Source organism: Sphaerisporangium corydalis, from assembly GCF_025506355.1.
GTDB lineage: Bacteria > Actinomycetota > Actinomycetes > Streptosporangiales > Streptosporangiaceae > Sphaerisporangium > Sphaerisporangium corydalis.
The window spans coordinates 61360-83253 of the sequence record NZ_JANZYP010000046.1 but is presented as its reverse complement, the minus strand read 5'-3'; the positions used below and the strand labels follow the sequence as shown (position 1 = coordinate 83253).

The 21894-nt window shown below is 71.5% G+C and carries 23 protein-coding genes and 2 riboswitches; of the genes, 14 read left to right on the top strand and 9 right to left on the bottom strand.

Going from position 1 to position 21894, the window contains the following annotated elements; genetic code table 11:
• The first annotated feature begins 41 nt into the window (after positions 1–41).
• The gene (locus NYZ98_RS27555; protein ID WP_262846457.1) at positions 42–674 is read left to right on the top strand and encodes an alpha/beta hydrolase; all 633 of its coding nucleotides are present in this window, start codon (positions 42–44) and stop codon (positions 672–674) included.
• Between the two features lie 104 nt (positions 675–778).
• Here the strand turns inward: NYZ98_RS27555 and NYZ98_RS27550 are convergent, their stop codons facing one another.
• The 3 genes from NYZ98_RS27550 to NYZ98_RS27540 all read right to left on the bottom strand — a co-directional run bounded on the left by NYZ98_RS27550 (position 779) and on the right by NYZ98_RS27540 (position 2855).
• On the bottom strand, positions 779–973 hold the full coding sequence (locus NYZ98_RS27550; RefSeq protein ID WP_262846456.1) for a hypothetical protein: 195 nt from the start codon (positions 971–973) through the stop codon (positions 779–781).
• Positions 974–1112: 139 nt separating this feature from the next.
• On the bottom strand, positions 1113–1907 hold the full coding sequence (locus tag NYZ98_RS27545; protein WP_262846455.1) for a hypothetical protein: 795 nt from the start codon (positions 1905–1907) through the stop codon (positions 1113–1115).
• A gap of 225 nt (positions 1908–2132) precedes the next feature.
• On the bottom strand, positions 2133–2855 hold the full coding sequence (locus NYZ98_RS27540; protein WP_262846454.1) for a FadR/GntR family transcriptional regulator: 723 nt from the start codon (positions 2853–2855) through the stop codon (positions 2133–2135).
• 144 nt (positions 2856–2999) lie between these two features.
• Between NYZ98_RS27540 and NYZ98_RS27535 the strand changes: the two genes are divergently transcribed.
• The 7 genes from NYZ98_RS27535 (at position 3000) to NYZ98_RS27505 (ending at position 10499) form a co-directional block, all read left to right on the top strand.
• Positions 3000–4346: a glutamine synthetase family protein gene (locus tag NYZ98_RS27535; protein WP_262846453.1), complete on the top strand. Its 1347-nt coding sequence runs from the start codon at positions 3000–3002 to the stop codon at positions 4344–4346.
• A 1-nt stretch (position 4347) separates the two neighbouring features.
• A complete protein-coding gene (locus NYZ98_RS27530; RefSeq protein WP_262846452.1) occupies positions 4348–5691 on the top strand; it encodes an aldehyde dehydrogenase family protein in 1344 nt (447 codons plus the stop codon).
• Positions 5692–5814: 123 nt separating this feature from the next.
• On the top strand, positions 5815–6579 hold the full coding sequence (locus NYZ98_RS27525) for a 3-oxoacyl-ACP reductase (RefSeq protein WP_262846451.1): 765 nt from the start codon (positions 5815–5817) through the stop codon (positions 6577–6579).
• A gap of 2 nt (positions 6580–6581) precedes the next feature.
• Positions 6582–7289, top strand: coding sequence for a gamma-glutamyl-gamma-aminobutyrate hydrolase family protein (locus NYZ98_RS27520; RefSeq protein ID WP_262846450.1), 708 nt, complete (start codon positions 6582–6584; stop codon positions 7287–7289).
• An 18-nt stretch (positions 7290–7307) separates the two neighbouring features.
• Positions 7308–7405, top strand: a riboswitch (glycine riboswitch).
• Positions 7406–7507: riboswitch (glycine riboswitch) on the top strand.
• A 33-nt stretch (positions 7508–7540) separates the two neighbouring features.
• A complete protein-coding gene (gene gcvT / locus NYZ98_RS27515) occupies positions 7541–8632 on the top strand; it encodes a glycine cleavage system aminomethyltransferase GcvT (protein WP_262846449.1) in 1092 nt (363 codons plus the stop codon).
• Positions 8629–9018, top strand: coding sequence for a glycine cleavage system protein GcvH (gcvH, locus tag NYZ98_RS27510; RefSeq protein WP_262846448.1), 390 nt, complete (start codon positions 8629–8631; stop codon positions 9016–9018). The genes gcvT and gcvH overlap by 4 nt, the downstream gene beginning before the upstream one ends.
• 104 nt (positions 9019–9122) lie before the next feature.
• A complete protein-coding gene (locus tag NYZ98_RS27505; RefSeq protein WP_262846447.1) occupies positions 9123–10499 on the top strand; it encodes an L-serine ammonia-lyase in 1377 nt (458 codons plus the stop codon).
• Between the two features lie 105 nt (positions 10500–10604).
• Here the strand turns inward: NYZ98_RS27505 and NYZ98_RS27500 are convergent, their stop codons facing one another.
• Positions 10605–13124, bottom strand: coding sequence for a helix-turn-helix transcriptional regulator (locus NYZ98_RS27500; RefSeq protein ID WP_262846446.1), 2520 nt, complete (start codon positions 13122–13124; stop codon positions 10605–10607).
• A 66-nt stretch (positions 13125–13190) separates the two neighbouring features.
• Here NYZ98_RS27500 and NYZ98_RS27495 point away from each other — a divergent pair, with 66 nt between their 5' ends.
• The 6 genes from NYZ98_RS27495 (at position 13191) to NYZ98_RS27470 (ending at position 18358) form a co-directional block, all read left to right on the top strand.
• Entirely contained in the window at positions 13191–14300 is a 1110-nt protein-coding gene (locus NYZ98_RS27495; RefSeq protein ID WP_262846445.1) for a phosphotransferase, read from the top strand.
• Positions 14301–14713: 413 nt separating this feature from the next.
• Complete coding sequence (locus tag NYZ98_RS27490; RefSeq protein ID WP_262846444.1) at positions 14714–14860, top strand: hypothetical protein; 147 nt, start codon at positions 14714–14716, stop codon at positions 14858–14860.
• Positions 14861–14935: 75 nt separating this feature from the next.
• Positions 14936–15442 carry a MauE/DoxX family redox-associated membrane protein gene (locus NYZ98_RS27485; RefSeq protein WP_262846443.1) on the top strand — a complete coding sequence of 169 codons (507 nt, stop codon included), beginning with the start codon at positions 14936–14938 and terminating at the stop codon, positions 15440–15442.
• Positions 15442–15966 carry a thioredoxin domain-containing protein gene (locus NYZ98_RS27480; RefSeq protein WP_262846442.1) on the top strand — a complete coding sequence of 175 codons (525 nt, stop codon included), beginning with the start codon at positions 15442–15444 and terminating at the stop codon, positions 15964–15966. Before NYZ98_RS27485 ends, NYZ98_RS27480 begins: the two co-directional genes overlap by 1 nt.
• Complete coding sequence (locus NYZ98_RS27475; RefSeq protein WP_262846441.1) at positions 15963–17789, top strand: ABC transporter ATP-binding protein; 1827 nt, start codon at positions 15963–15965, stop codon at positions 17787–17789. Before NYZ98_RS27480 ends, NYZ98_RS27475 begins: the two co-directional genes overlap by 4 nt.
• Entirely contained in the window at positions 17786–18358 is a 573-nt protein-coding gene (locus NYZ98_RS27470; protein WP_262846440.1) for a peptidase S26 family protein, read from the top strand. Before NYZ98_RS27475 ends, NYZ98_RS27470 begins: the two co-directional genes overlap by 4 nt.
• Here the strand turns inward: NYZ98_RS27470 and NYZ98_RS27465 are convergent.
• The 5 genes from NYZ98_RS27465 to NYZ98_RS27445 form a co-directional block, all read right to left on the bottom strand.
• Positions 18330–19094: a class I SAM-dependent methyltransferase gene (locus NYZ98_RS27465; protein WP_262846439.1), complete on the bottom strand. Its 765-nt coding sequence runs from the start codon at positions 19092–19094 to the stop codon at positions 18330–18332. The genes NYZ98_RS27470 and NYZ98_RS27465 overlap by 29 nt on opposite strands.
• Positions 19095–19118: 24 nt before the next feature.
• Positions 19119–20165 carry a hypothetical protein gene (locus NYZ98_RS27460; RefSeq protein WP_262846438.1) on the bottom strand — a complete coding sequence of 349 codons (1047 nt, stop codon included), beginning with the start codon at positions 20163–20165 and terminating at the stop codon, positions 19119–19121.
• A gap of 198 nt (positions 20166–20363) precedes the next feature.
• Positions 20364–20603 carry a transcriptional regulator KorA gene (locus NYZ98_RS27455; RefSeq protein WP_262846437.1) on the bottom strand — a complete coding sequence of 80 codons (240 nt, stop codon included), beginning with the start codon at positions 20601–20603 and terminating at the stop codon, positions 20364–20366.
• 190 nt (positions 20604–20793) lie between these two features.
• Positions 20794–20991 (bottom strand): DUF397 domain-containing protein, encoded by a 198-nt coding sequence (locus tag NYZ98_RS27450; protein WP_262846436.1) that lies wholly within the window; start codon positions 20989–20991, stop codon positions 20794–20796.
• Between the two features lie 278 nt (positions 20992–21269).
• Positions 21270–21860, bottom strand: a complete 591-nt coding sequence (locus NYZ98_RS27445) for a cysteine hydrolase family protein (protein WP_262846435.1) — start codon at positions 21858–21860, stop codon at positions 21270–21272.
• Positions 21861–21894 lie beyond the last annotated feature (34 nt).

Here is a 21894-nt window from a genome sequence, read left to right as displayed (position 1 = left end):
GTTCGGGGTGGGGGGTGGGGTGGGGGTCGTAGGGTTTGGTTATGGAGCGGGTGTTGGTTTGGGTGCACGGTGGGGCGTGGAGGGAGCGGCACGCGGGGGAGGGGTCGGCGGCTGTCATGGCCGCTCACGGGCTTGACGTGGTGACGGTTACGCATCGGTTGAGTGGTGAGGCGACCTGGCCCGCGCAGCTCGACGACGTCAGGGCCGCCGCGCGTAAGGCTCAGGCCGATCATCCTGGGGTGCCGCTACTGGCCGCGGGACGGTCGTCCGGCGCCCATCTGGCGCTTCATCTCGGGCTGCGGGGCATCGACGCGCCCGGTGACGTGGCGGCCGTGATCGCCTGTTCGCCTCCGCTGGACCCGATGGCCGCCGACTGGCCGGAGGCCCGGGTGCCAGGGAACCCGTGGGCCCGGCTGCTCGGTCATGTCCCCGCCGCCGGGGACGACGCGACCGCCGACGTCACGCCGGCCAACCACGTGGGCAGCGGGCTGCCCGTCCTGTTGTTGCACGGCGCCGACGACACCGTGGTGCCGCCGACGCAGGCCCTGGATCTCGCCAACGCGCTCCTGGCCTCGGGACATCCTGTGACGACCTACCTCATGCCCGGCGGTCATGACCTCGACCTCACCAGGGACGACGTCCGGCAGGTCATCGCCTCGTTCCTGGCAGGCTGACGAGCGTCTGGTCTTTCTTGTCGTGTATGGCGGATGTACCGCCCCTGGGTCGTGCGTCTTGCCGGCATGACGGGCGCGTCGCCCCAGGTTCGGGTGCGAAGGGGTCAGGGGCGGGTGCCGTATTCGCGGCGGATCTCGTTGGCGGTTTCCTTGATGCGGCTTTCGGTCTGGAGCAGGCGGGCCTCGGCCTCTTCGGTGCGGGCCTCGGCGGCCATGGTGCGGTTGCCGGTGCTCGTCCCCAGCCCTCGCTTGGCCCGGGCCTTCAGCATCCGCAGCTTCCATTTGTCCATGAAGCCCATCGTGCTTTCCTCCCTGGTACCGGTCGTCCTTCGCTCCGGCCACTCCCCTCACACGCGCCGATCATGCCTCTCCACGATCACTTCGCAGGTCAGCACCCCTGAGGACCGCCAGGCTCTCGCGCCGGACGGGCGTCGCGCGTCACTTGGTGCCGCGTTCGCCGCCCCACACGGAGGGCAGGTCGTGCCGGCCGGAGACGAACTCCTGGACGGCGATCTTCGCCCGGATGGCCGGGCGGCGCCAGCGGTTCTCGCGGTGGACGGCCTTGGCCATCTTGGCCTCGCTCGGCCTGCGTGACCCTGGGGCGAAGAACCAGCGGGCCCACGGCGAGCCGGGGCGCGCCAGCCGTACCGCGCCGGCGATCAGCAGGATCGGCGCGAACAGCCCGGCGAGGCCGGTCCAGATCTTGCCCTTGAGCAGGGTGACGACGGCGAGCGCGAGGTTGCCGGCCAGCAGCAGGACCGCCGTCCACATGCCGCTCGCGGAGACGTCGGACGCGTCGGGCGCCTCCCAGCCGAAGGGCCGCATTCCCAGCAGCAGGAGCAGCGTCATCGCGATGGCCACGAAGACGGCGTCGACGGAGGTGCGTCCCTCCTCCGACCAGTAGACGTCCCGAAGGTGCAGGATCAGCGCGAACTCGTCCAGCACCAGGGCGGCGCCGACCCCGAAGACCGCCGCCGTCAGCGCGTACCACCCTGAGGACAGGCCGGCGGTCGCGAGCCCGGCGACCCCGCCGAACAGCATGAGCACGACGCCGAACACGACGTGGTGGACGTGGACGTCGCCGACGTTGACGTTGCGGAACAGGCCCACCTTGGCCCGGATCAGCCGGACGTTGAGCCGGGTGAACAGGAACGTGACGATCAGCGCCGTCAGGAAGCAGAAGAGCGGCAGCCGTCCGGTGCCGATGATCCGCTCGTGAAACCAGATCCCCACAGGCATCCCCCGCTTCCGATGCTAGGTCACGAGCGGCCGGTCGAGCGGCCCCTGCCGACCCCTGGCGGGGGACGAACCACGTCGTACCTGCTCAAAGCAAGGACGGGCGTCTAGGGCTTGTATGGTCGCGCGGCGGACGGGTGCCGGAAGCCAGGCCTCGCCGGGAGGCGCTCAGGCGGACGGGTGCCGGGAGTCAGGCCCCACCGGGAGGCGCCAACCTGACTGTCAGGCGAGGAAGGCGCGCAGGAGGGCCGCCGTGCCCTCCAGGTGTTCCACGACGGCCTTCCTGGCGCCTTCGGGGTCGCCCCGCAGGATCGCCTCGACCATGGCGACGTGCTGCGCGGCGGCGTGGTCGATGTTGGGGCCGAGCACCGGGATGGCGTTGAGCAGGTCGGTGACCCGCAGCCGGGCGTCGGCGCTGGCGGAGGCGAGCAGCGGCGAGCCGGTGAGCTCGGCGATGGACAGGTGGAAGGCGGTGTCCAGCCGGCGGTAGTCGGCGGGCGCGGCGTCGTTGACGTCGGCGAGCCGCCGGGTGAGGATCCCGCGCTGCTCACCGGTGAGTTCCATGGCGGCCAGGACCTGGGCGGCGCCGCACTCCATCGCCATGCGGAAAGTCAGCGCGTCGGCCAGATCGGAGGGGCCCATCTCGTTGACCGCCCTGCGCAGGTCCTCCTGCCGGGGCCGGGGCGGTTCGTACACGACGAACGCGCCCCCGTACCGCCCGCGCCGCACGTCGAGGTACCCGGCGTCCTGGAGGGCGCGGATCGCCTCGCGGAGCGTCACCCGGCTGATGCCGAGCTGGACGGCGAGCTCGCGCTCGGGGGGCAGTTTGGCGCCTGGCGCGACCACGCCGAGTTTGATCGCCTGGAGGAGGCGCTCGACGGTCTCCTCGAAGGCGTTGCCCGCCCGGACCGGCCGGAGGAGCGCGACGAGCTGCGGCTCGCCCATCACTGCCTCCCTAAGACGGGCTTCAATGGTTCGAGATTAGTCCATTCATGCGCCTCGGACCGCGTAACCGTTGACGCGGAGCCGCCGCTGGTGCTTGCATGCCTCCAATGGTCTGTTTCCAGACTTTTACCCGAAGGGAGCGCCGTGCTCACCGTCGACCAACTGCGTGAGGAGGTGTCCGCCGGCCGGGTGGACACCGTGCTACTGGCCGTCGCCGACATGCAGGGACGCCTCCAGGGGAAGCGGCTGTCGGCACGGTACTTCCTGGAGGAGGTGCTGAGCCATGCCGCCGAGGGATGCAACTACCTCCTCGCCGTGGACATCGACATGAACACCGTCGACGGTTACAGCATGTCGTCCTGGGACCGGGGCTACGGCGACTTCGTGATGCGGCCGGACCTGTCCACGCTGCGCCGGGTGCCCTGGCAGGAGGGCACGGTCCTGCTGATGGCCGACCTGGTCTGGGAGGACGGCACCGACGTGGTCCCCTCCCCGCGCCAGATCCTGCGCGGGCAGATCGCCCGGCTGGCCGAGCGCGACTGGGCCGCCTACGTCGGCACCGAGCTGGAGTTCGTCGTCTACAACGACACCTACGAGGCCGCGTGGTCCCGGGCCTACCGCGACCTCACCCCCGCGAACCAGTACAACGTGGACTACTCGCTGCTCGGCGGCGCCCGCGTCGAGCCCCTGCTGCGCCGGATCCGGCTCGGCATGGAAGGCGCGGGGATGTACGTCGAGTCCGCCAAGGGCGAGTGCAACCTCGGCCAGCACGAGATCGCGTTCAGGTTCGACGAGGCGCTCGCCACCTGCGACAACCACTCGATCTACAAGAACGGCTCCAAGGAGATCGCGGCCCAGGAGGGCATGTCGCTGACCTTCATGGCCAAGCCGAACCAGCGTGAGGGCAACTCCTGCCACATCCACATCTCACTGCGCGCCTCCGGCGGCGACCCGGTGATGGCGGGGGACGGCCCCCACGGGCTGTCGAAGATCGGCGAGCACTTCATCGCGGGCCAGCTCGCCGCCATGCGCGAGCTCACGATGCTGTACGCGCCGAACATCAACTCCTACAAGCGGTACGTTCCCGGCAGCTTCGCGCCGACGGCGGTGAAGTGGGGCGTGGACAACCGCACCTGCTCGCTGCGCCTGGTCGGGCACGGTCCCTCGCTGCGCATCGAGAACCGCGTGCCGGGCGGGGACGTGAACCCCTACCTCGCGGTGTCGGGGCTCATCGCGGCGGGCCTGCACGGCATCGAGAACGAACTGCCGCTGGAGGAGGCCTACGCGGGCAACGCCTACAGCGCGGGCGCCGACACCGTGCCGAGCACGCTGCGCGAAGCGCTCGCCCTGTGGGAGGGTTCGAAGATCGCCAAGAGCGCGCTCGGCGAGCAGGTGGTCGAGCACTACGCGAACAACGCCCGCGTCGAGCTGGCGGCCTTCGACGCGGCCGTCACCGACTGGGAGCTGTTCCGGGGATTCGAGCGGATGTGACATGAAGATCATCAACCCGGCCACCGAGGACGTCCTGGCCGACGTGGAGCTCGCCGACCTGGCCGAGACCGAGCGGGCCGTGGAGCGGGCGCGCGAGGCGTTCCCCGCCTGGCGGGACGTGGCGCCCGGCGACCGCGCCCGGCTGCTGCGGCGCTTCGCCGACCTGGTCGACCGGCACGCCGACGAGCTGGCGGGGCTGGAGCTGGCGAACGCCGGTCACACGATCGGCAACGCCCGCTGGGAGGCGGGCAACGTCCGCGACGTGCTGCACTTCTACGCGGGCGCGCCTGAGCGCAACCACGGCAGGCAGATCCCGGTGGCGGGCGGGGTGGACATCACCTTCGCCGAGCCGCTGGGCGTCGTCGGGGTGATCGTCCCGTGGAACTTCCCCATGGTGATCATGATGTGGGGTACGGCCCCCGCGCTGGCGGCCGGCAACACCGTCATCGTCAAGCCCGCGGAGTGGACGCCGCTGACGGCCCTGCGGCTGGCCGAGCTGGCCCTTGAGGCGGGGCTGCCCGAGGGAGTGCTCCAGGTGCTGCCCGGGGCGGGGGAGGTCGCGGGGGCCGGGCTGGTGGACCACCCCGGCGTCCGCAAGATCGTGTTCACCGGGTCGACCGAGGTCGGCAAGCTGATCGCCGCCAGGGCGGCCCAGAACGTCAAGCGGGTCACCCTGGAGCTGGGCGGCAAGAGCGCCAACATCGTCTTCGCCGACTCCGACCTCGCGCAGGCGGCCGCGACCGCGCCCGGGGCGGTGTTCGACAACAGCGGGCAGGACTGCTGCGCGCGGTCGCGGATCCTGGTGCAGCGCGAGGTGCACGACGAGTTCCTCGACCGGCTGGGCCGGGCCGTGGGCGGGCTGAAGGTGGGCGATCCGGCCGATCCCGGCACCGACCTCGGCCCGCTGATCAGCGCCGAGCACCTCGAACGGGTCACCTCCTTCGTCACCGGCACGCCGCGCTTCCAGGGGAGCTGCCCGCCGGGCCGGGGGTACTGGTTCCCGCCGACCGTGCTGACCCACGACTCGCTGGACGACCGCGCGTTCACCGAGGAGATCTTCGGTCCCGTCGTGAGCGTGGTCCCGTTCACCGACGAGGCCGAGGCCATCCAAATCGCAAATAACACGAAATATGGCCTTTCGGGGTCGATCTGGACCCGGGACGTGGGACGGGCCCTCCGGGTGGCCCGCGCGGTCGAGGCGGGCAACCTGTCGGTCAACTCCCACTCCTCGGTGCGGTACTGGACGCCGTTCGGCGGCTACAAGGAGTCGGGCCTGGGCAGGGAGCTCGGGCCGGACGCGCTGGCCGCCTTCACCGAGACCAAGAACGTCTTCATCGCCCACTGAACGACCGCGTCACCGACCTCCGGAACCACCGGGCCTCCGGAACCACCGAGTCGGCGAGCCGCCGCGCCCGACGGGCGGGCGCGCCACCAGCCGGCTCACCCGAGCACCAGGGAGTTCGTCACTATGCAACGACTGCGGGACCGCGTCGCCGTGATCACGGGGGCGGCGGGCGGCATCGGCCTGGCCACGGCCCGCCGCTTCGCCGAGGAGGGCGCGAAGGTCGTGTGCGCCGACCTCGACGAGGAGGGCGGCGCCAAGCTGGCCGACGAGGTGGGCGGCCTGTTCGTCCGCGCCGACGTCACCAGCGAGCAGGACGTCAGCCGGATGTTCGAGACGGCCTTCGACACCTACGGCAGCGTGGACATCGCCTTCAACAACGCGGGCATCTCCCCGCCCGACGACGACTCGATCCTGTCCACCGGCATCGAGGCCTGGCGGCGGGTCCAGGACGTCAACCTGACCAGCGTGTACCTGTGCTGCAAGCACGTCCTGCCGTACATGCGGCGCCAGGGCAAGGGGTCGATCATCAACACCGCGTCGTTCGTGGCGGTGATGGGCTCGGCGACGTCCCAGATCTCCTACACCGCGTCCAAGGGCGGCGTGCTCGCCATGTCGCGCGAGCTGGGCGTCCAGTTCGCCCGCGAGGGCATCCGGGTCAACGCGCTGTGCCCGGGACCGGTCAACACCCCGCTGCTCCAGGAGTTGTTCGCCAAGGACCCCGAGCGCGCCCAGCGGCGGCTGGTCCACATCCCGGTCGGCCGGTTCGCCGAGGCCTCAGAGATCGCCGCCGCCGTCGCGTTCCTCGCCTCCGACGACGCGAGCTTCATCACCGGGGCCGAGTTCCTGGTGGACGGCGGCATCTCCGGCGCCTACGTCACCCCGGTGTAGGGGTGTCCCGGCCCGTCATCGGCATCACCTGCTACGTCGAGCCCGCCACCTTCACGGTGTGGCGGATGCCGGCCGCGCTGCTGCCGTACACCTACGTCGAGCACATCGTGCGGGCGGGGGGCCAGCCGGTCATCCTGCCCCCGGCGGGCGAGCCCGCCGGGCTGGTCGAGCGGCTGGACGGCCTGATCGTGGCGGGCGGCGGCGACGTCGACCCGGGCAGGTACGGCGAGCACCCGCACGACCAGACCGGATACGTCCGGAAATTTCGTGATGAGGCCGAGTTCGGGCTGGTCGATGCCGCGCTGGCGTGCGACCTCCCGTTCCTCGGCATCTGCCGGGGGCTCCAGGTACTGAACGTGTCCCTGGGCGGCAGCCTCCACCAGCACCTGCCCGACGTGGTGGGCCACGCCGGCCACTCCCCCGCCCCCGGCGAGTTCGGCCACCTGCCCGTACGGCTGGAACCGGGCAGCCGGGTCGCGGACGCGCTCGGCACCGCCAAGGCCGAGGCCGCCCACTACCACCACCAGGCCGCCGACCGCCTCGGTGACGGGCTCGTCGTGACCGCCACCTGCGAGGACGGCACCGTCGAGGCCGTCGAGCTCCCCGGCCGCCCCTTCGCCCTCGCCGTGCAGTGGCACCCGGAGGCCGGCCAGGAGGGCCATCTGTTCGAGGCGCTGGTCACCGCCGCGACAGCCGGGCGAGATTGGTAAGGTGAGCGGGAACACCGATGATCCCGTGCGGGAGAGCGTCCTGACATCCGGTCAGGACCCCTGAAGGAGCAAGTCCTCCCCGCGAACCTCACAAGGCAAAGGACCGCGCGGGCCAGGTGATCTCTGGAAAGCAGGCCCTCCCCGGAGGGCCTCGCCGAAGGTGAAAGTCCGGTAAATCTCGGGCGAAACTCTCAGGCACCGATGACAGAGGGGGAGGATGCTCTCATCCAACCCTGTCTGAGGTGCGAATCATGTCCAGATCCACACCGCTCCGCGAGGTGCACGAGGGCCTCGGCGCGACGCTCACCGACTTCGCCGGCTGGCTGATGCCGTTGCGCTACGGCAGCGAGTCCGCCGAGCACAACGCGGTGCGCACGGCCGCCGGCCTGTTCGACCTCTCCCACATGGGCGAGATCTTCGTCACCGGCCCGCAGGGGGGCGAGGCGCTGGACCACGCGCTGGTCGGCCACCTGTCGGTGCTCGAACCGGGCCGCGCCCGCTACACCATGATCTGCGCCGCCGACGGCGGCGTGCTCGACGACCTGATCGTCTACCGGCTCGGCGCCGAGGAGTTCCTCGTCGTGGCCAACGCCTCCAACTACGAGCGGGTCGCCGCCGAGCTGACCGAGCGGTCGCGCGGGTTCCAGGCCGAGATCGACGACCGGTCCGACCGGTACGCGCTGATCGCCGTCCAGGGGCCGCGCTCGCAGGAGATCCTCGGCGCGCTCACCGACGCCGACCTGCCCGGACTGAAGTACTACGCGGGGCTGCCGGGCACCGTCGCCGGGTTCGAGGCCCTGATCGCCCGCACGGGGTACACCGGGGAGGACGGCTTCGAGCTGTTCGTCGCCGGCGAGGACGCGGTGCCGCTGTGGCAGGAGATCACCAAGGCGGGCGCCGACCACGGCCTGCGGCCCGCCGGCCTGTCCGCCCGTGACACGCTCCGCCTGGAGGCGGGCATGCCCCTGTACGGCAACGAGCTGAACGCCGGGCTGACCCCCTTCGACGCCGGCCTCGGCCGCGTCGTGAAGTTCGGCAAGCCGGGCGACTTCGTCGGCCGGGCGGCACTGTCGCCGCTGAAGGACGTCCCCCCGCGACGGCGCCTCACCGGCCTGGTCGCGCGGGGTCGCCGAGTGCCGCGCCACGGCTACCCTGTGGTGCTGCTGACGGACGGCACCGTCGTTGGAGAGGTGACCAGCGGCGCGCCGTCGCAGTCGCTCGGCAAGCCGATCGCGATGGCCTACGTGGACACCAACGTGTCCGAGGGGCTCGCGGTCGACATCCGTGGTAGCCATGAACCGGTCGACGTGGTTGACCTGCCTTTTTACCGGAGGAGCATGTGAGCAGCATTCCCGAGGAGCTCAGCTACACCAAGGAGCACGAGTGGGTGGCCGGGCTCGACGACGGCCTCACCGTGACCGTGGGGATCACGGCGTTCGCCGCCGAGGCGCTGGGTGACGTGGTCTTCGTCCAACTGCCGGAGACGGGTGCAACCGTCGAAGCCGGCGACGCCATCGGAGAGGTCGAGTCCACCAAGTCCGTCAGCGACATCTACGCGCCGGTGACCGGCGAGGTCGTCGAGGTCAACCAGACCGTCGTCGACGACCCCTCGCTGGTCAACTCCGACCCGTACGGCGAGGGCTGGCTGTTCCGCGTGCGCATGGAGGGCGGTCCCGAGGACCTGCTCACCTCTGAGGAGTACACCACCGTCACCTCGGCCGAGTCCTGAGGGTCACTGATCCCTCCGGCCCGGCTGGACCATGACGGCCGGCTCCGGCGAGCCACCCGGCTCGCCGGAGCGCCAGCACAACCTGTTCCGAAGGGCGGAGAGCAGTGGCGATCAGCGTCTTCGATCTTTTCAAAATCGGCATCGGGCCGTCGAGTTCGCACACCGGCGGGCCGATGGCGGCGGCGCACAAGTTCGCCCGGGGGCTCGACCAGGACGGGTTACTGGAGAAGACCGCCCGCGTCGAGGTCATCCTGTACGGCTCGCTCGGCCTGACCGGCAAGGGCCACGGCAGCGACAAGGCCGTCCTGCTGGGGCTGTCGGGCGAGAAGCCCGAGCTGGTCGACGTCGACACCGTGGACGAGCGGGTGGCGGCGATGCGCGCCGCCGGAACCGTCAAGCTGTACGGGACCCGCGAGATCCCCTTCGTCATCGGCGAGGACCTGGTCTTCGAACGCAAGATCTCGCTGCCCCAGCACCCCAACGGGATGCGGTTCACCGCCTTAGCGCCCGAGGGAGACCCGCTGCGCGAGAAGGTCTACTACTCCGTGGGCGGCGGGTTCGTCGTGGACGAGACGGCCACGGGCGCCGACCGGATCAAGTCCGACGACACCGAGCTCCCCCACCCCTTCACCACGGCGGCGGAGCTGCTGGGCCACTGCTCCGACACCGGCCTGTCGATCTCGCGGCTGATGCTGGAGAACGAGCGGGCCTTCGGCCGCACCGAGCAGGAGATCCGGTCTGAGCTGCTCCACCTCTGGGAGGTCATGCAGGAGTGCGTCCGGCGCGGCAGCGCCAAGGAGGGCGTGCTGCCGGGCGGCCTGAAGGTCCGCAGGCGGGCCAACCAGTTGCTGCGGCGGCTGCAGAGCGAGTCCCCCGAGAAGGACCCGCTCCAGACGATGGACTGGGTCACGCTGTTCGCCCTGGCCGTGAACGAGGAGAACGCGGCGGGCGGCCGCATCGTGACCGCGCCCACCAACGGCGCCGCCGGCATCATCCCGGCCGTGCTGACGTACTACGACCGGTTCACCCACCAGGCCGACGACGACGGCGTCGTCCGCTTCCTGCTCACGGCGGGGGCGATCGGCGTCCTGTTCAAGGAGAACGCCTCGATCTCCGGCGCCGAGGTGGGCTGCCAGGGCGAGGTCGGGTCGGCCTGCTCGATGGCGGCGGCGGGGCTGACCGAGGTGCTCGGCGGCACGCCCGAGCAGGTGGAGAACGCCGCGGAGATCGGCATCGAGCACAACCTCGGCCTGACGTGCGACCCGATCGGCGGCCTGGTGCAGATCCCGTGCATCGAGCGCAACGCGGTCGCCTCCATCAAGGCCATCGCCGCGGCCCGCATCGCCCTGCGCGGCGACGGCCGCCACTTCGTGTCCCTGGACAAGGCCATCAAGACCATGCGCGACACCGGACGCGACATGCTCGACAAGTACAAGGAGACCAGCCGCGGCGGCCTCGCCGTCAACGTCATCGAGTGCTGACCCGCCTCGCGGACGCCGGCCGGGCGGATTCAGCGGGCCGGGCGGAGTCAGCGGGCCGACCGTATTCAGCGGGCCGGCGGGACCGTGCGGCGCGGCCCGCGGAGATCAGCCGAGCAGGTTCAGCAGGCCGGTCAGGGCCGCGCGGTCGCTGACGCCCACCTTCTCGTAGACGGCGACCAGGGTGTTGCCGACCGTCCGCACCGAGACGACCAGCCGGGCGGCGATCTCCCGGTTGGTCAGTCCTGACGCGGCCAGCCGGGCGATCTCCCGCTGCCGCGGGGTCAGGTCGGGGGCGGCGAGGGTCAGCAGGGCGGGCGTCCGTGCTCCCTCGCAGCGCCGCGCGAGCGTCCACGCCCGGCTCCTGGCCCCCTGCGCCTGCCGCGCGCGGCCGATCCTCTCGTACAGGTCGCCCGCCTGCGCCGCCGCCTCGGCCGCGTGGAGGATCAGGCCCATGTCCTCGAACGCCGCCGACACGCCTTCCAGCCCGGCCGGTGTGGTCGCGGCGGCGTGCCGGGCGAACAGGGCCACCAGCGGGCCGTCGATCGGCAGCCGGGCCAGCCGGTCGGCGACCAGGTCGGGGCGGCCGAGCCGGACGACGTCGTGCAGGGCGAACGGCTCGTCGCACGGGTGCGTCACCGCGCCGAGCGCGGTCCTGATCGCCCCTGGGATGTCACCCTGCCCGGCGAGGATCCACACCTTGGCCTGCTCCAGGGGGAACGACACGTACGGGGCGAAGGGCAGCACGGCCGCCACGCCCCGGGCCAGCGTCTCCTCGGCGGCCGGATCGCCGAGCAGGGCGTACGCGTGCGCCAGCTCGCCGAAGCAGATTCCGGCGTCGGGGCTCGGCTCGGGCAGCCGGGCAGCCGCGTCCAGGCACCACGCGACGGCCTCGGCGGGCCGTCCCCGCAACCGGTGGATCTGCGCCCGCCGCGAGTTGAACAGGGCGATCGCCCTGTTCCAGGTGCCGAACTCGCCGTACAGGCGCTGGGCCGTCGCCACGTGCTCCTCCGCGCCCGCCAGGTCGCCGAGCAGGACGGTGGCGACCACCGCCGCCTCGGTCACGGCCGCGGTCATGCTGGGCAGGTTCTCCGGCGCGCCTTCGAGCATGTCGAGCGCGGTACGCACCTGCGCGAGGCACTCCACCGGGCGGCCCTCGGCGGCCAGCAGCGCGGCCTCGGCGGGCACGAGCCCGTAGGCCAGGCGCCCGGTGACCGGCCCGGCGCGCAGTTCGGAGACCGTCGACCGGGCCGCCACCAGGTCGCCGGCGGACACGTCGAGCACCACATCGAGCACACGTACCGCCCGCCTGCTCTCGTCCGAGGTCACGGCCGCCGCGGTCTCGGCCAGCAGGGCCCGCGCCTCCGCGACCCGGCCCAGCCCCATGGAGAGGTTCACCGCCCGGTTGACGCCGCACTCGACGCGGTCGTGCTCGCCCATGTCCGAGGCCCACGCCTCGGCGAACACCTCCTCGGCGTCCAGGGGCCTGTCGGCACAGCTCAGGACCCTGGCCAGCCCGACGCGGGCGTGCGGCCCCCCTCCCGCGGCGACCGCGGCGCGCCCGAGCCGCTCGGCCAGCTCCAGGTCCCGTACGGCCCTGGCGCTCTCGCAGGCGGCCGCGAGCGGCCCCGGCTCCCCGGGCACACCGCCGTCGAGCCGCCAGACCGCGACCCGGAGGACGTCCTCGCGGCGGCGCGCGCCCGCCGCCTCCACGGCCTCGGCCAGCGCGCGCAGCACCTTGCGCGCGCGCAGGGTCCCGCACCGGTCACGGATCACCTCGCCGTACAGGGGGTGCGCGAGGCGGACGAGGAGACGGTTCCCGTCGGGCCGCACGGTGACGAGCTGGCGGTCCTCCAGGGACTCGGCCGCCGAGGGGGACGCCAGCGCGGCGAGCGTGCCGGCGCCGAGCGGCTCCCCGTACGCGAGGAACTCCAGCGCCGCGCGCTCGTCGGCGGCCAGCACGCCGAGCCGCGCCTCGACGGTCTCCCGCAGTGTCGCGGTCAGCGTCAGCGAGCCCTGCCAGAGCCACAGCCCGCCGACGTCGCTCAGCACGCCCGACAGCACGAGCTCGCGCAGGTAGAGGGCGTTGCCCTGGCTGACCTGCCACAACCGCCGCCGGGCTGTGGACTCGACCCGCCCTCCGAGCGCCGCCTCCACCAGCCGCGCCGCCTCGGCCGGGGACAGCGGCCCGAGGTCCAGGCGGTGCAGCAGGCCGTCCTTCCACAGGGCCACGACCGCGTCCGGCACCGCGTCCGTGGTGCGCACCGTCGCGAGCACCCGTGTCCGGCGCCGGGTGACCACGTGGTGGACCAGGGCCGCCGATACCGGGTCGAGCAGATGGGCGTCGTCCACGACCAGTACGGGGGCCTTCAACGCGTCCGCGGCCCAGCCCAGCGTGTTCACGCCGGCCGGCATGGGCGGGAGCAGGTGCGCGAACGCGCCGAGCGGGATCTCCGCGGCCGACCTGGTCGCCCGCACCCAGGCGACCCCGTCGAGGTCGCGCACGGCGTGGCCGACGAGCCGGCTCTTGCCCACGCCCGGCGGCCCTGCCACGATGACCCCGCCGGCGGCTGAACGTACGGTCCTGAGGTCCTCGGTACGACCGGCGAAGGGCCAGGGGTTCGGCACGCGTCGAGCGTATTTGAGTAGGCCGTACTCATGCGAGGCCCTCGTCCAACACGGCATGGTCGGCTCATGAGCACGCCGGGGAACGACCCGACCGGCCCGGCCGTCCTGGGCGGGCCGACCGATCTGACCGAGCTGGTCCGGGAGAGTCTCGGTGACCGGGGCGCGGAGATAGCCGAACAGCGGGTCGAGCCGATCGGCGCGCCCGGGTCGCCCTCCACGGGCGGGCTGCACCGCGTGAGCGGCGTGACGACGTCGGGGGCCCGGTGGTCGTTCGTCGCCAAGTCGATCCGCTCGCTGCGGCACTGGCCCGCGATCGGCTCGCTTCCGGCGTCGTTCCGGTCGAAGATGATCGCGGAGTTCCCGTGGAGGGCCGATCTCGACGTCTACCTCAAGCCGTTCCCGCTGCCCGACGGTCTGCGCCTCCCCCGCCTCCACCGCGTCGACGACCTCGGGGACGACCGCCTGGTGATGTGGCTGGAGGACGTACGCGAGGCTCCCGGTCCGTGGGACCTCGGCCGCTATCGGTCGGCCGCCGGCCTGCTGGGGCGGCTGGCCGCCATGAACCCCGTCGCGCGGGGCGCCCGGCCGCAGCTGAGCGCGCTGCGGCATTTCGCCGACGGGCCCGTCGCCTCGGTCATCCTCCCCCAGATGCGCGACCCGGCCACGTGGGACCACCCGCTGGTGGCCCCGTACGTCGACGCGCCGCTCAGGGAGGACCTGCTCGCGCTCAGCGAGCGGATCACCTGGCTGCTCGACGCCGTGGACGAACTGCCGCACACCCTGGCCCACGGCGACGCCTGTCCCCAGAACCTGCTGGTGCCCGCCCTCGGCCCGGCCGACTTCGTGGCCATCGACTGGAGCTGGCCGACCCCGCTGCCCGTCGGCTTCGACCTCGGCCAGCTTCTGGTGGGCCTGCCCTACGCCGGGACCGGCGATCCGTCCGAGCTGACGGCCGTCCACTCGGCCATACTGGCCGCCTACACGGCGGAGCTCACGGTCGATCCCGGGCAGGTGCGCTTCGGGTACGTCGCGTCGCTCGTGCTCCGCAACGCCTGGACCGCGCTGCCGCTCGAACGGCTGGGCGAGACGCCGACCCCTGAACTGCACGAATTGTTCCGCGCCCGCGCCCCGCTCGCGCGCTTCGTCGCGGACCTGGGCCGGGCCATGTTCCTGTGAGCGCGACGCCCGTCCCCCAGGCCGCGCACCTCGGCGTCCTCACCAAACGCAGGGTCGCAATTCCGTAGCGTGCCCTAGGTCTTTTGCGCGCGTGCAAGCGGTAGTGACTCGGCGCCCGCATGCGCGTAAAGGTGTCTGTTGTGCGAACAGTGCCTCGGCGGACCCGCCGGCCACTCACTCTGTTCGGTGCCCGTCGCGGATCCGCCTTCCGCGAATGGGCACGGTGAAAGGCCAGGGGAGCGGGTCTGTCATGAAACAGGCCGGAAAGCGCATTTCAGGTGAATCCCCCGAGCGCGAAGGGTCGTGAGGAAAGAGATCTCTGTAGCACGCTTCACAATGGCAAATCCACCATTTACGCCATTTCTCGCAATGAACGTCAAAGGAGAGAACCTGTGAGTCGTCTCATTGATCGAATGATCGACCGTATCGTCCCGAGGGCCACCGCGTCCGCCTGCGCCGGAGGCTACTTCTGCAACTCCGCCGGCCATCCGGGCTACTGGTACCGGTTCTGCTGCCCGCAGACCGGTTGCGAGTGGAGCAAGGTCCGCAACACCTGCTGACCCTGTCCACAAAGGGGGCCTCGTGCGGCGGCACCACGCCGTCGCACGGGCCGTCCATGACGAGAAGACGCTGACATGGAGTACGTGAGGGCTGGATGCGCCACCCTGATCGCCCTGGTCTTCCTGGCCTCGGCGGTGGCGAAACTCCGGGACCTCCCCGGGTTCAGACGGTCGCTGCCGGCGCTCGCCCCTGTCGGGGCCGGGCTCGTGCGACCGCTGGCCATGCTCGTCGTCGCCCTGGAGGCGGCGACCCCGATCCTCCTGGTGACGCCGCCGGCGACCTCGTACGGCTTCGCGCTCGCCTGCGCACTGCTCATCGCGTTCAGCGCGGCCATCGCCGTGGCCCTGCGGCGCGGGCGGCAGGCCCCGTGCCGGTGCTTCGGCGCCTCCAGCACGCCCATCGGGCCCCGCCACCTCGTACGAAACGCCACGCTCCTGGGCATCGCCGGCCTGGGCTGGCTGGCGCCCGAGCGGCTCTTCCCGCCGGCCGGCGGAGCGGTGGCGGTCGCGGCGGGGCTGTTCGGAGCCATCCTGATCGTCTCCTTCGACGACATCGCCGACCTGTTCGCGAGGAGTTCCTGATGCCCTACCTTGTCGCCGCCGTGGTGCTGCTCGGCGTGCTGTGCCTGCTGAACCTGCTGCTCACGATCGGGATCCTGCGCCGGATGCGGTCGCGGAACGACCACCCCGGGCCGTTGTTCACACTGGGACCCGGCTCCCCCATCGGCTCGTTCAGCGTGGAGACGACCGCCGGCGAGCCGGTGTCGGACGGCACGCTGACCGGGGTGGTCGGCTTCTTCTCGGCCGGCTGCGAAGCCTGCCACGAACTGCTGCCGCGTTTCGCCGAGCACGCGCGCGGGCTGGGGCGCGATCAGGTCCTGGCGGTGGTCGGCGGCGGCGACGAGACGGCGATACGGGCGCTCAGCCCCGTGGCCCGGGTCGTCGCGGCCGATCTCGGCGGCGGGCCGGTCGCGCTGGCGTTCCAGAACAGCTGGACGCCCGCGCTGTACCTGGTCGGCGACGATCACAAGGTCGTCGCCGTGGGCTCGCGGATGGACGAACTGCCGGCCTGGAACCCGCGCGACCCCGTCGTGGGCACGGGGTGATCCCGGAGGAGGACCGGCGCGTCGGCCCTCGGGAACCGCGCGCCTCCGCCGCCGAGGCGCTCTCGCTGATCTGGCGGGCGGCCTCGGCGAACGTGTCGGCGTTCCTGCTCGTCACCCTGGCCTCGGCCGCGGCGCCGATCGCGACCGCGTGGCTCACCAAGCTGGTGATCGACCGGTTGACGACCCCGGACGGCGCGGTCGGCGGCCTGGCGCTCGGGCTGGTCGCCACCGGGCTGGTCGCCGCCGCACTCCCGGTGGCGGTGCAGTACCTGAGGGCCCAGATCGGCAGGTCCGCCCACCTGGCCGCCACCGAACGGCTGTTCGTCGCGGCCGGACGCCAGGTGGGCCTGCGCACCTTCGAGGACCCGGCGTTCCAGGACCGGCTCCGGCTGGCGCAGGACGGCACCGGCCGGATCGCCGAGCTGGTGGACGGCAGCGGCGGCGCTCTCGGAGGCGCGCTGTCCCTCGCCGGTTTCGTCGGGTCCCTGCTGGTCCTCAGCCCCCCGATGACGGCCGTGGTGCTGCTGGCCGCGCTCCCCGCCCTCGCGGCCGAGATCGTCCTTGCCCGGCGCCGGTCGGGCGTGGAGTGGGGCATCGAGCAGTACTACCGGCGGGAGTACTTCTACAGCCAGCTGCTCACCGGGGTCGCCGCCGCGACCGAGATCCGGCTCTTCGGCATCGGGGCGTTCCTGCGCGCCCGGATGATCGAGGAACGGCGGTCGGCCAACACCGCCGTCCAGCGGATGGACCTGCGCGAACTGCGCGTCCAGGGCGGGCTGACGGTGGTGAGCGCCCTGGTCGCCGGGGCGGGGCTGTGGTGGGCGGTCACGGCGGCGCGGCGCGGCGACCTGAGCATCGGGGACGTGTCGATGTTCCTGGCGGCCGTCGTCGGCGTGCAGGCCTCGCTGGGGGCGCTGACCTCGGCGATCTCCGGCGGGCAGGCGCGGCTGCTGTCCTTCGCCCACTACCTCGCCGTCGTCACCGCCGAGCCGGACCTGCCGGCCGCGCCGCAGGGGCACGCGCCACGCCTGCGGCACGGCGTCGAACTGCGCGACGTGTGGTTCCGCTACAGCGACGACCACCCGTGGGTCCTGCGCGGGGTGGACCTCACCATCCCGCACGGGCGCGCCGTCGCCCTCGTCGGGCTCAACGGCGCGGGAAAGACGACGCTGGTCAAACTGCTGTGCCGGATGTACGACCCGACCCGCGGGCAGATCCTGTGGGACGGCGTGGATCTGCGGGACATCCCCCCGGACGGGCTGCGCGAGCGGATCAGCGCGGTGTTCCAGGACCACATGAACTACGACATGACCGCCCGCGACAACATCGCCCTCGGCGACCTGACCGCCCTGCGCGACCCGGCACGGATCGAGCGGGCGGCCGCGCGCGCCGGGATACACGACAAGCTGACCGGGCTTCCCCGGGGCTACGACACACCGCTGACCCGCATGTTCGTGATCGGGACCGACAAGGACGACCCGGTCACCGGAGTCGTGCTGTCCGGCGGGCAGTGGCAGCGCCTCGCGTTGGCCCGGGCCTTCATACGCTCCGACAGGGACCTGATGATCCTCGACGAACCCGGCTCGGGCCTGGACCCCGAAGCCGAACACGAGATCCACGCCCGCATGCGGGAACACCGTGAGGACCGGACCAGCCTGCTGATCTCCCACCGGCTCAGCGCCGTCCGCGACGCCGACCACATCGCGGTCCTGGACGACGGGCGCATCACCGAGCACGGATCCCATGACGTCCTGCTCACCGCGGGCGGCAGCTACGCGAGGCTCTTCCGCCTGCAGGCGACCGGATACCAGGAGGCATTGTGACCCGTCGTCTTCCGGCCGCCGTCCTGCCGGCCGCCGGGGTGGCGCTGGCCGCCGGGCTGCTGCTGCTGTCGGTACGCCGGTCCTTCCTGGTCGCCACCGTCGACGGCCCCAGCATGGAACCGGCGCTGTCCTCCGGCGACCGCGTGCTGGTCCGGCGGACGAAGGAGGCCCGCACGGGGCAGGTGCTCGTCTTCCGGTTCCCCGACCTGCCGAGCGCGAAGGGGCCCGTGGCGATGCGGGACCGCCAGCTCCTGCTCAAGCGGGTCGTGGCCGTGCCCGGCGACCGGCTGCCCGTCACCTGGGAGTTCCCGGACGTCCGTGAGCTGGCCGGCGAGGTCGTGCCGCCCGGGTCCGTCGTGGTGCTGGGCGACAACCGGGCGACGAGCTGGGACTCCCGCCACTACGGCTTCGTGCCTCGCGAACGGTTCGTCGGCATTGTGATCCGGCGCCTGTATGGGTCGCGGGCGTCCCAGGCGGGGTCGCGGGGGTCGCATGCCGGGGCCGGGTACGAGGACCCGCCCCGGCGTCAGGTGGGCCGGCTCATCGCCGCTCGGCCACCAGGAGGATGAACAGGGCGGCCGGGAAGCCCTCGCGCCACCAGGGGTCGTCCCGGAGCTGCTCGTCGGTCGGGCGGGGCTCTCGCAGGTCGGTCATGACGAACCCCGCCTCGCGCAGCGTCGTGGAGTAGTACTCCAGCGGGCGCAGCCAGGAGGTGATCACCGACGGTGATTCGAGCCCGTCGACCATGAAGTGCTGGTCGACGCTGCGCGGCGTGAAGTACCGCGACGCCGGCACGCTGCTCGTCGCCCCGTGCTCGGAGTTCTCGGTGTAGAAGCACGGGTGCAGCGTGAGGATGACCAGCCGCCCGCCGCTCTTCAGCACCCGGCCGAACTCGTGGATCGCGCACGAGGGGTCCGGGAGGTGGCTGAACACGTGGTTGCACACCACCAGGTCGAACACCCCGTCCCCGACGGGCAGCGCGTCGACGCTCGCCCGCGCGAACGACAGGGATCCGGTCGGGTCGTGCGGAACCGTCTTGGCCGCGTCGATCAGCCCTTCGCAGGCGTCGACGCCCACGACGTCGGCGCCCGAGGACGCCAGATGCCGGGCGAGGTACCCCTCGCCGCACCCCGCGTCCAGGACCCGCCGTCCCGCGCAGGGCCCGATCGCGTCCAGGACGGCCGTGTCGGTGAGTTCGGTGCGGTAGCGGTCACGGCGCTCCCGGATGACCCGGACCCAGTACTCCGCATTGGCCTCCCATCGTGAGCGCGCGAGCTTCGCGGCGGCTCGGGTCGCTTCCCCCACTGCCTCCTCTTTCGTCGTCGTGAATCAGGGCATGCCCTTCAGCTGCCTCACCAGTTTGCCGCATGCCTCCCGTGCCCTTCTCTCCCGGCAGTCGGCTCCCCGCAGTTCGAGGGCCGAGGTCAGGTCGGCGATCCTCGACCCGAACGTGAGGTCGCGTTGCAGGGCCAGCGGGAGATAGGTCGAGGCCAGGTAGTACAGGTATGCCTCGTTGTAGCTTGATATCTCCCGCAGGACCTCGGCCGCGGTGTTGCGCAGCAGCAGTGAGGCGGGCAGGACGAAGTCGGAACTCGTCCGGCCGTCGTGCGTGTAGGTGGGGAACGACCATTCCTCCAGGGCCGCGTACACCGGCGTCGTGTCGAGCTCGCGCCGGTACCTCTCGGCCAGGTCGAGGTCGTTGGAGCTGATGAGCAGGCCCATCACCACGCCCCGCATCATGAACGCGGTCTGGCGCCCGGGGACCTGGGGGGCCGGTTCCATCACCGGCGCCCCGGTCACCTTGCTGACCTGGTGGGTCAGGATGTTGAGCGCGAGGATGGAGTGGAACGAGTAGGTCTTGCGGTTCAGCCGGGGGACGAGCTCGATCGAGGAGTCCACGAGTTTGCACGGGTCCTTCAGCAGGCCGTGGCCACGCTCGGTCGAGTACAGCGCCTCAAGCGCGCGGTCCTGCTCCCGCCCCCAGAAACGGGCGAGGAACGAGGAGACCTTCTGGGTCGCCTCGTTCCTGACGATGTGGAGTGCGGCCTCCAGGGCGTTCAGGAGATGCTGCTGCGCCACGGTGGAGGTCTCCAGGGCCGCGAGGTCGACCGACAGCCCTTCCGCCTGTAACTCCCCGACGAGCTCGTCGCGGCGCTTCAGGATGGAGTGCTCCATGCAGTACTCGGCGATCCCCGGCACCGACGCCATGAGGCTCTGCAGCGACCGGCCACTGATCCGGTCCAGCCACCCGGCCTTGTCCCACAACCGGCAGACCGTGCTCTCGTCCAGCCCCGAAAGGACGGCGACATCGGACATGTTCCACCCGATGTCCTGGGTGATCTCAGAGAGAGACCTGGGCTCGATGTCCGCTGTCATGACCCTCACTAGAGAGTGGCACGTGCTGACACCATGATCCTATATACCTGACCGACCACAGCAAGCTTCATTCCCCTTTCCACCCACATCACCGCACCACGAACAGCAAGCCCATCAAACGCTAGGTGTCCGTAGACCACCGCGTGGAGTCCGTAGACCACCTCGCACTGTCGGGATCACTGCCCCGCACTGTCGGAATCACCGGGACGGCCCGTCCTGACCGGCCGCGACCATCTTCTGGATCGCCTGGCGGGTCACCCCCAGCTCCCTGGCCAGATCGGCTTGCGCGAAGCCCTCGGCCAGCATCGCGTCGATGAGCCGGCGACGCTGCCGGGACAGCTCCCGCGCCGCGCGGGTATGCTCGATCGCCGCCGCGCGAACCCGCTTCAGTTCCTCAAGGAGTGCGGCGTGCGCCGCCGATTCGATGTGCTTGACCATGACCCCATTATGACAACCCCCGGTTGTCAAGTCAACCAGGGGTTGTCACCCACGCGACCGCCCGGCTCGCGAGTCGGCGAAGACCACCAACGGCGAGCGCCGCCCAAAGAAAAGCGCGCGCCAACGGCGCTCCATTACCGAGCGTCCGGCGCTGGACCATGGTGTCGATGGTGGGGTGGTTCGCCCCGGGTCAGAGGGTGCCGTGCTTGACACCGGCCAGGAACGCCGACCACTCGCCGGGCGTCACGACCAGGACCGGACCGGCCAGGTTCTTACTGTCACGAACCGCGAGAACCCCGCGCAGGTTCGACGCCACCTCGACACACTCGCCTTGGTCGGCGCTGAAACTGCTCTTATACCAACGTGCGCCGCGAAGATCTTGCGCCAATTCGGTTCACCGCTTCCTCTATTAGCCGGAGTGACTGACTGAACGGCAGGGCCTCGGCCCGGAGTGCGTCAAACCCGCGGACCAACTCGGCGATCGACCGGCGATCGTTGGAGGTACGGCCGTAGGGCTGCGCGTCCAAGTAGGCGGCGTATGAGAACCCGTTCCGTTCGGCGATCTCCGGCGACGCGGGCGTGATTCCTGGCGGCGGGGCCGGGGATTCTCTTCGCCATTCCCAGCGTCCCCTTCCTGGCGGCCGGGCCCAGTCGTGAGGGAAACAGTCAGGAGGGGGAGGTGGTGAGGAGGTCGGTGGTGTGGATTACTTGGGCGAAGCCGCCGTGGTGGAGGCTGGCGGCGGTGGCGCGGGTGAGGTCCTCGGCGGTGACCACCTCGCCGTCCGGGCCGGTGGCGTCGAAGGTGTGCATGGCGTCGATCGGGTACAGCACCTGGTAGCCCAGGTTGCCCGCCATGCGGGCGGTGGTCTCGTTGCACATGTTGGTCTGCATCCCGACGATGATGATCTGCCCGATCCCGTGCCCGCGCAGCCATTCGTCCAGGTTCGGCCTGCCGTAGAACGCCGAGTTGACCGACTTGGTGAGGAACAGGTCGGGCGCCTCAGGCCCGAGTGCCACCGCCACCAGATCCTTGACCGCGTTGCCCGGCGCGCCCGGCAGCAGTGGCGACCCCGGAGTCCGTGAATCGTGCCGGACGATCACGATCGGCCGCCGCTCCGCACGCCACTCGCGGATCAGCGCGGCGATGTTCTCCTCGGCGGCGGGATTGTCCCTGCGGCCCCAGTAGGGATCCGTGAAGCCCTCCTGGACGTCGATGACGATCAGGGCGGCGTTCTTGTCGATCTCGATCTCGCTCATGACGACCAGCCTCGGCCTCCCGGCGTCCACCGGC